The organism is Anaeromyxobacter sp. PSR-1, from assembly GCF_000964525.1.
Taxonomy (GTDB): Bacteria; Myxococcota; Myxococcia; order Myxococcales; family Anaeromyxobacteraceae; genus Anaeromyxobacter.
Window position 1 is genome coordinate 1 of sequence record NZ_BAZG01000191.1, and the last position, 8,473, is coordinate 8,473.

9 protein-coding genes are annotated in these 8,473 nt (G+C 75.4%); 5 read left to right on the forward strand and 4 right to left on the reverse strand.

The window, feature by feature from the left end; all coding sequences use genetic code 11:
* A partial coding sequence (locus PSR1_RS19635) for a HEAT repeat domain-containing protein (RefSeq protein WP_160309041.1) occupies window positions 1–639 on the forward strand: 639 nt, incomplete at its 5' end.
* 140 nt (window positions 640–779) lie between these two features.
* Complete coding sequence (locus PSR1_RS19640) at window positions 780–2,339, forward strand: acyl-CoA carboxylase subunit beta (protein ID WP_059439107.1); 1,560 nt, start codon at window positions 780–782, stop codon at window positions 2,337–2,339.
* 4 nt (window positions 2,340–2,343) lie between these two features.
* On the opposite strand, the gene PSR1_RS19645 is transcribed toward PSR1_RS19640, so the two are convergent.
* The 3 genes from PSR1_RS19645 to PSR1_RS19655 form a co-directional block, all read right to left on the reverse strand.
* Window positions 2,344–3,003, reverse strand: coding sequence for a DUF2231 domain-containing protein (locus PSR1_RS19645; RefSeq protein WP_059439108.1), 660 nt, complete (start codon window positions 3,001–3,003; stop codon window positions 2,344–2,346).
* A 189-nt stretch (window positions 3,004–3,192) separates the two neighbouring features.
* Window positions 3,193–3,396, reverse strand: a complete 204-nt coding sequence (locus PSR1_RS19650) for a cold-shock protein (RefSeq protein WP_011419311.1) — start codon at window positions 3,394–3,396, stop codon at window positions 3,193–3,195.
* Window positions 3,397–3,547: 151 nt separating this feature from the next.
* Window positions 3,548–4,723 (reverse strand): nitronate monooxygenase family protein, encoded by a 1,176-nt coding sequence (locus PSR1_RS19655; RefSeq protein ID WP_059439109.1) that lies wholly within the window; start codon window positions 4,721–4,723, stop codon window positions 3,548–3,550.
* A gap of 237 nt (window positions 4,724–4,960) precedes the next feature.
* Here PSR1_RS19655 and PSR1_RS19660 point away from each other — a divergent pair, with 237 nt between their 5' ends.
* The 3 genes from PSR1_RS19660 (at window position 4,961) to PSR1_RS19670 (ending at window position 7,875) form a co-directional block, all read left to right on the forward strand.
* Window positions 4,961–6,283 carry a hypothetical protein gene (locus PSR1_RS19660; RefSeq protein ID WP_059439110.1) on the forward strand — a complete coding sequence of 441 codons (1,323 nt, stop codon included), beginning with the start codon at window positions 4,961–4,963 and terminating at the stop codon, window positions 6,281–6,283.
* Between the two features lie 229 nt (window positions 6,284–6,512).
* Window positions 6,513–7,247 (forward strand): lysophospholipid acyltransferase family protein, encoded by a 735-nt coding sequence (locus PSR1_RS19665; protein WP_059439111.1) that lies wholly within the window; start codon window positions 6,513–6,515, stop codon window positions 7,245–7,247.
* 100 nt (window positions 7,248–7,347) lie between these two features.
* Complete coding sequence (locus PSR1_RS19670; RefSeq protein ID WP_059439112.1) at window positions 7,348–7,875, forward strand: DUF2267 domain-containing protein; 528 nt, start codon at window positions 7,348–7,350, stop codon at window positions 7,873–7,875.
* On the opposite strand, the gene PSR1_RS19675 is transcribed toward PSR1_RS19670, so the two are convergent.
* Window positions 7,835–8,473, reverse strand: a 639-nt coding sequence (locus PSR1_RS19675) for a sensor histidine kinase KdpD (protein ID WP_160309042.1), incomplete at its 5' end; no start/stop codon positions are given. The genes PSR1_RS19670 and PSR1_RS19675 overlap by 41 nt on opposite strands.

Here is an 8,473-nt window from a genome sequence, read left to right on the forward strand (position 1 = left end):
CTCGGCCCGGCGGCGGTGCCGGCCATGGTGGACGTGCTCCGCGACCGCGACCCGGTCCGGCGGCGCATCGCGGCGACCGTGCTGGGCGCGGCCGGCGACCCGTCCACCTTCCCGGCGCTCGCCGAGCGGGTGCTCGACCCGGACCCGCGCGTCGCCGGCGCCGCCATCGCCGCGCTCGCGGCGCACCGCCGCCACCCCGAGATGCGCGCGGTCCCGGAGAAGCTCCGCCGCGCGCTGCTCTCCGGGGTGGCCGCGCGGACCACGTTCGCCGCCCGGGCGCTCGGCGCGCTGCGCGACGCCGAGTCGGTGCCGCTCCTGGTGCAGGTGCTGGAGAGCTCGGAGCGCGAGCCGGCCGAGGCCGCCGCCGCGGCGCTCGCCGAGATCACCCTGCAGCGGCTCGGGACCGACCCGCGGCGCTGGCTGGCCTGGTGGAAGCAGAACCGCGGGCGCGGCCGCGCCGAGTGGCTGCTGTCCGGCCTGACCAGCGCCGAGCGCGAGGTGCGCGCCGCGGCCGCCGAGGAGCTGGCCCGCGCCGCCCCGCCGCCGGTGACGTACGAGGTGGACGCGCCCGCCCCCGAGCGCGAGGCTGCCGCGCGCCTCTGGGCCGGCTGGTGGGCGCGCTCCGGCCTGGTGCTGTAGGCCGGCCGACCCGCCCCGGACCTCGCCGCGCCCGCCCGGGTGACGCCGGCGCGCGAATCCTTGCGCCCCGCGGATCGCGGCGCCTATCCTCCGAGCCCCACGGCGAGACACCGGCCGAAGCGTCGGCGCGAGGTGCGCACATGCCCCATTCCGATCCCGATCCGCGCAGGGCCCTCCTCGACCGGCTCGACGCCGAGGCCGAGAAGGGCGGCGGGGACGAGCGGGTGGCGCGGCAGCACCGGGAGGGCAAGCTCACCGCCCGCGAGCGCATCGACGCGTTCCTCGACCCCGGCACCTTCGTCGAGATGGATCGCTTCAAGACCCACCGCTGCGCCGACTTCGGCATGGCCGAGCACAAGGTGCTGGGCGACGGCGTGGTCACCGGCTACGGCCTGGTGGAGGGCCGGCAGGTCTTCGTGTTCGCGCAGGACTTCACCGTGTTCGGCGGGTCGATCTCCGGCGCGGTGGCCGAGAAGATCTGCAAGGTGATGGACCGCGCCATGGAGGTGGGCTGCCCGGTGGTCGGCCTGAACGACTCCGGCGGCGCGCGCATCCAGGAGGGCGTGGTCTCGCTGGCGGGCTACGCCGAGATCTTCCTGCGCAACACGCTCGCCTCCGGCGTCATCCCGCAGCTCTCGGTGATCATGGGGCCGTGCGCCGGCGGTGCCGTCTACAGCCCGGCCATCACCGACTTCATCTTCATGGTGAAGGACACCTCGTACATGTTCATCACCGGCCCGGACGTGATCCGGGCGGTGACGCACGCCGAGGTGACGAAGGAGGACCTGGGCGGCGCGCGCACGCACGCGGCCCGCTCCGGCGTGGCGCACTTCGCGCTCGACACCGAGGAGGCCGCGCTGCGCGCGGTCCGCGAGCTGCTCTCGTTCCTGCCGCTCAACAACGTGGACGACCCGCCGGTCCAGCCCTGCGCCGACGACCCGGGCCGCCGCGACGAGCTCCTGAAGACCATCGCGCCGGAGAACCCGGGCAAGGCGTACGACATGAAGGAGGTCGTCCGCGCGGTGGCCGACGACCGGCACTTCTTCGAGGTGGCCGAGCAGTTCGCGCCGAACATCGTGATCGGCTTCGCCCGCCTGAACGGCCGGCCGGTGGGCGTGGTGGCGAACCAGCCCGCGGTGCTGGCCGGCGTGCTCGACATCGACGCCTCGGTGAAGGCGGCGCGCTTCGTGCGGTTCTGCGACGCGTTCAACGTCCCGCTGCTCACGTTCGTGGACGTGCCCGGCTTCCTCCCCGGCACCGACCAGGAGTGGAACGGGATCATCGTGCACGGCGCGAAGCTGCTCTACGCCTACGCCGAGGCCACCGTGCCCAAGATCACCGTCATCACGCGCAAGGCGTACGGCGGCGCCTACGACGTGATGGCCTCGAAGCACATCCGCGCCGACGTGAACCTGGCCTGGCCCGGCGCCGAGATCGCGGTGATGGGGCCGGAGGGCGCGGTGAACGTCATCTTCCGCAAGGAGCTGCTGGCGGCGAAGGACCCGGTCGCCGAGCGCGCGCGGCTCGTGCAGGAGTACCGCGACCGGTTCGCGAGCCCGTACAAGGCCGCCGAGCTCGGCTACGTGGACGAGGTGATCCGCCCCGAGGACACGCGGCCGAGGGTGATCCGGGCGCTCGAGATGCTGCGCACCAAGCGCCAGGAGCTCCCGGCCAAGAAGCACGGGAACATCCCGCTGTAGCCCGCTACGCCGGGGGGATCGCCAGGCCCGCGCCGTCGGTGCGCGCGCCGTGCGGGGGCGGCTCCGCGCCGGTGCCGGCCTCGGCGAGCGGGCCGAGCGCGGTCCGGTCCACCCGCTCGCGCCCGGTGACGGCGCGCGCGCCGCGCGAGAGCAGCCAGCGCAGGCCGCGGACCGCGTCGCGCGCGAGCCGGCCCGGCGCGGCGGCCGAGAACAGCGGCGGCGCCTCGCTGGCGGCGCCGCCCAGGGCGCGCACGCCGGCGCCGTGGCCGTAGACGAGCTCGCCGCCGAGGTAGGCCGTGTAGGTCGCGGCCGCGGACGCGGCCATCCCCGAGAGCGCGGTGGTGAGGCAGGCCCGGTTCCGGCTGCGCCAGGCCGCGACGCCGAACGCGGCCACCACCAGGCCCAGGTTGCCGATGCCGTGCAGGAACATCGCGTCGCGCGCGTGCTCGCTCGGGACCTCGATCTCCTGCGACGCGGCCATCCCGGCGAGCCCGGCGGCGAGGCCGCCCGCCGCCGCGGACCACCACAGCGCCCTCCCCACCGCGTCGAGGCCGCGATCGCGCGGCCGCGCGGTCGCCACGAGGTCCGCGATGGCGGCGGCCGGCAGGAGCGCCAGCGGCGCGTGGACGATCGCGGGGTGCAGCTCGTGCGTGCGCATCGGCATCGGGGAACCCTCCCGACGGCACGGTGCGGCGGGGGCGGCGCGCGGGCAATCGACGCGCGCCCTCCCCCTCGTCCCCGCCGCGGCCGGCGGGGCGCGCGCCTGCCCGGCGCGAGCGGGCCCGCGAACGTCGCGGGCCCGGCCCCTCTGCCGAGGAGACCGGGCCCGTGCGCAGCGCGAGGGCGCGTCCGACTACACCTTGCGGACGTTCGCGGCCTGGAGGCCCTTCGGCCCCTTCACCACGTCGAACTCCACCTTCTGCCCCTCGGCGAGGCTCTTGAAGCCGTCGCCCGAGATCGCGCTGTAGTGGCAGAAGACGTCCTCACCACCGTCGTCCTGGGTGATGAAGCCGAAGCCCTTCGCGTCGTTGAACCACTTCACGGTACCGGTCGCCATGCACTTCTCTTTTCTTCGATTCGATCCGCCGGGGATGACGTTCGATCCAACCGAGCAGACGGTGGACGAAATTTTGTGTATCCGAATTTTATTCGTCCGTCGAGATGTCGTCCCGACCGGGGGTTCCTGACAGTGAACGTCGGGCGTCCGCTCAGGCGGCCGCGCCCACCGCGTCCGGCCGGGCCTGCGCCGGTGCGTCGGAAGGCCGCGCCTCGGCGGCGAGGCGCAGCTCCAGATCGGCGAGGATCTCCGCAGCCGTGGGCAATTGCCCCGCGTCGCGTTCCCCGATCCGGGTGATGCTCTGCCCCGTGTAGAAGAGCCCGGCCTCGGTGTCGCCGTGCACCGCCGCCTCGAGCAGCGCGTCGGTGATGCAGAAGCTCTCCTTGAACCCGGACGCGCGGGCCTTGCAGAGCCCCTCGCCCAGGCACTGGATGCAGGAGCTCCGCCGCCCGCGGTAGCCGTCCTTGCCGAAGTACCAGAGCTTGGAGCGCGGCGGCACCGCCTCCCCGCGCGCGAGCCGCTCGGTGAACGCGTTGCGCACCGCGCGCGCCTTCATGCCCTTCACGCAGCTCGTGATGATCACCACGTCGTCCTCGCCCTTGGCGAGGTGCATCTGCTTGAAGGCGGGGTGGACGTCGCCGTCCGAGCAGGCGAGGAAGCGGGTCGCCATCTGCACGCCCGCCGCGCCGGCCGCGAGGAAGCGCGAGAGGTCGGAGGCGTCCACGCCGCCCGCCGCGATCACCGGCAGCGAGGTCGCCGCGATCACCTCGTCCACCAGCGTGGGCAGCGGGTGGCCGATGTCGCCGATGTGGCCGCCCGCCTCGGCGCCCTCCGCCACCACGAAGTCCGCGCCCCACTTCTCGTACATGGCGGCGAGCCGCCCGGAGGAGACGATGCCGCAGAACGGCACGCCGCCCTCGCGGCACCAGCGCACGATCTCGCGCGAGATGCCGGCGCCCTGCACGAGGAAGGACACCTTCTCCTCGATCGACACCCGCGCCAGCGCCTCGAAGTCGTCCTTGTTGATGGCGGCCATGAGGTTCACGCCGACGAAGCCGCCCGGCGCCTCGGCCCGCGCGCGGCGGATCTCGCCGCGGAGCTGCTCGGGGGTCTTCAGCACCGCCGAGATGGTCCCGACGCCGACCAGCCGGTCGCCGCGGTGGCGCGCCACCTTGCCGGCGAGGCCGTCCGAGGCGTGGATGCCCATCCCGCCCTGCACCAGCAGGCGCTTGCCGGCGCGCACCAGCGCCTCGATCGCCGCGCGATCGAGGCGCGGGAACGGCGCGGCGGTTTCCTCGGCGTGAACGGGGGTCGCGTCGGCGGTCATGTCGGCTCCATCGCGCCCGATGGGGAGGGGGGCGCGAGGAGGCGGAAGCTACCCTCGCCGTGTCACGCCCATGTCACCGTTTCCTCGACGCGGCGCGCCGGCGCGGCGCGGCTCGGACGCACGGTCTCGCCGATTGGTGAATCGGTCCCCCGGCGCGCACCCGGGGGTCGCGCCCCGCGCGCGGTGCCACCCGATCACGCACCGCGGCGAAGTGGGGTAGGCTCGGCGCGCCGCGCCATGACGACCACCCCCGCGCCCAGCCCCGCCCCCCTCGTCGTCGCCGTGGACATGGGCTACGGGCACCTCCGCGCCGCGAGCGCGCTCGCCGACGCGCTCGGCACCGAGGTGCTGAAGGTCGATCGCGCCCCGGTGGCCGGGCCGGAGGAGGAGCGGCTCTGGCAGCGGGTGCGCCGGGGCTACGAGGCCATCTCGCGGCTCTCGCAGGTGCCGGTGGCCGGCCGGCCGCTCGCCTGGGCGCTCGACTCGATCACCGACATCCCGCGGCTCCACCCCCGCCGCGATCTCTCCGCGCCCACCCGCGGCGTGCGCGCGCTGGAGCGGCTGGCGCGGAACGACCTGGGCGCCGGGCTGGTGGCGCGGCTCCGCGCCGAGGGCGCGCCGCTCCTCACCACGTTCTACTCGCCCGCCATCGTGGCCGACCGGGCCGGGATCGAGCGGGTGTACTGCGTCGCGACCGACACCGACCTGAACCGGATCTGGGCGCCGCTCGAGCCCGCCCGCACCCGCATCCAGTACCTCGTCCCCACCCGGCGCGCCGCGCGCCGGCTGCTCGCCTACGGCGTGCCCGCGCAGCGGATCACCTTCACCGGCTTCCCGCTCCCGGACGCGCTCCTGGGCGGGCCGTCGCTGCCGGTGCTGAAGCGCAACCTGGCCGCGCGCCTGGTGCGCCTCGATCCCACCGGCGAGTTCCGCCGCTCCGTGCCCGAGGAGCTGGCGGTGTTCCTGGGCGCGCTGCCGCGCGAGGAGGAGGGGAAGCCGGCGCAGCTCACCTTCGCGGTGGGCGGCGCGGGCGCGCAGGCGGCGATGGCGGACGCGTTCCTGCCCGGCCTCCGGCCCGCGCTCGAGTCGGGCGCGATGCGCCTCGCGCTCGTGGCCGGCACGAGGCCGGAGGTGGAGGCGCGCTTCCGGGAGGCGCTGCGGCGCGCGGGGCTGGAGCCGCTCCTCGGCGGCGCGGTGGAGATCCTGCGCGCGCCCTCGTTCGGCGAGTACTACGCCCGGTTCAACGCGCTGCTCGCGCGCACCGACGTGCTCTGGACCAAGCCCTCCGAGCTCACGTTCTACGGCGCGCTGGGCCTGCCGCTCGTGCTCGCGCCGCCCGTGGGCGTGCACGAGCGCTACAACCGCCGCTGGGCGCGCGAGAGCGGCGCCGGGCTGAAGCAGCGCGACGCGCGCTTCGCGGCGGAGTGGCTGTCCGACTGGCTCGCCGACGGGCTGCTCGCGGCGGCCGCCTGGGCGGGCTACCTGCACCTGCCGAAGTTCGGGCTGTACCGCGTGCTCGAGGCGGTGGCTCGCGCGCCGGCCGCGAACGTCGCGCCGTAAGGTTTCTTCTCACGGGGCTGCGCCCCGCCCCACGGACCCTGAGCCTGTCGAAGGGGCCGCGGGGCCCCACCCTGCTGCGCGGGGCCCGTGACCTCGCGCGCCCGCCTTCGCGGGCTCGCACGAGGTCCCCGCGGGCGCGGCATTGCCGCGCTCCGGGGGCGGCGCCCCGCGCGTACGCGCCTTGCACACCCTTGCGGGATGGCCGGTCCGGGGCGAGGATGCGCCCGCGATGCTGGCGGTCTTCTCGTTCGTCTACTGGATCTTCTTCGTCCTCACGCTGCCGTTCCTGTTCGCGGTGGCGCTCGTCGTGTTCGCGCTCACCGCGCCGTTCGACCGGCGCCGGGTGGCGCTCCAGCTCTGGTCGTGCGCGTGGGCGTCGTTCTACGTGGTGGTGAACCCGCTGTGGCGCTCGCGCGTGGTCGGCCGCGAGAAGCTGCCCTGGGACGGCGCCGCGGTGCTGGTCGCGAACCACCTCTCCATGCTCGACATCCTGGTGCTGTACGGCGTGTTCCGGCCGTTCAAGTGGGTGTCGAAGGCGGAGCTGTTCCGGGTGCCGTTCGTGGGCTGGAACATGTGGCTGAACGACTGCGTGCCGGTGTGGCGCGGCGACCGCGAGTCGGTGCGGAAGATGATGGCCCACTGCCGCGCCCACCTCGCGCGCGGCGCGCCGGTGATGATCTTCCCCGAGGGCACGCGCTCGCCGGACGGGCGGCTGCAGGCGTTCAAGGACGGCGCGTTCCGGCTGGCGGTGGACGCGAACGTCCCGGTCATCCCCATCGCCGTCAGCGGCACCTCCGAGGCGCTGCCGAAGCACGGGGTGGTGCTCCGCCAGCGCATGCGCGCCGAGGTGCGCGTGCTCGACCCGATCCACCCGTCGTCGTTCGAGGACCCGGCCGCGCTCCGCGACGCGGTCCGCGACGCGATCGCCGCCGCGCTCCCGCCGGAGCACCGGCCCGGTCTCTGACGGGGCTGCGCCCCGCCCCGCGGAGCGGAGCTCCGGGCTCCCCCGGCCCGCGCCCCGCGCAGGCGGTGCCCGCGCGCGACGCCGGCCGCAAGCTACCGGGATGATCTCGCACACGTACGAGGTGGCCGGCGGGGTGGGCGCGCGCACGCCCGGCGCGATCGGCCCGGACGAGCTCGACGGGCGCGCGGACTGGGTGGAGCTCCCGGCGCGCGGCGCGGGCGATCTGCTGGAGCGGCTGGAGGCGCGGCTCGGCTCCGAGGCCCGGACGCGCAAGGTGCTGCTGGCGGTGCTCGCCCCGCTCCGCGGCGCGCTCGACGGTCCGGCGCTCGCGGGGATCCTCGCCCACCTGCCGCACCGCTTCGCGCGCGAGCTCCGGGAGGCGGAGTGGAACCTGAACGCGCCGGTGCCCGAGGCGGCGACCGGCGCCGACTACCTGGCCGCGGTCGCGCGGCTGCTGCAGCACCCGCCGCGGCAGGCGGCCGCCTACGTGCTCGCCGTGCTCGCGGCGCTGCACGAGGTGATGGGCCCGGCCGCGCGCGACGTCGCCGACCGGCTCCCGCCCGACCTCGCCGAGCTGTGGCGCGGCGTCAGGGAGCCGGGGTCGGCGCTCGAGGAAGCCGCGCCGTGATCACGGTCTCGCCGTCCGAGGTGATCGAGATCTCGCCGCCGTGGCCGCGCACGATCTCCCGCGAGATGTAGAGCCCGAGCCCCAGGCCCGAGCCCTTGCGGCTCTTCTCGTCCGGCGGGCGCGAGAACGGCTCGAACAGGTGCTCGAGCACCTCCGGCGGCACCGGCGGCCCGGTGTTGCGCACCCGGAGCACGCACGCGTCCGGCTCGCCCGAGAGCTCCACCCGCACCGGCGAGGCGGGGTCGCCGTGGTCCACCGCGTTCGAGACCAGGTTGGAGATCACCTGCTCCAGGCGATCGGGATCCCAGGTGCCCGACACGTCGCCCCGGACCTCGACGGTGATCTCGCGCCCCGGGTTCACCGCGCCGAGCTCGTCCACGGGACGGCGCGCGATCTCGTCGAGCCGCGCCGGGCGGCGGTCGATGGGCATGCCGTTGCCGAGCCGGGTGCGGGTGTACGAGAGCAGGTCGGCGATGATCCGCGCCATGCGCCCGGCCGAGCTGCGCATCCGCTCGATCGCGCGCGCCTGCCAGCCCTCCAGTCCGCCGCGCTTCTGCAGGAGCGCGGCGGACATGTGGACGGCGCCGAGCGGGTTGCG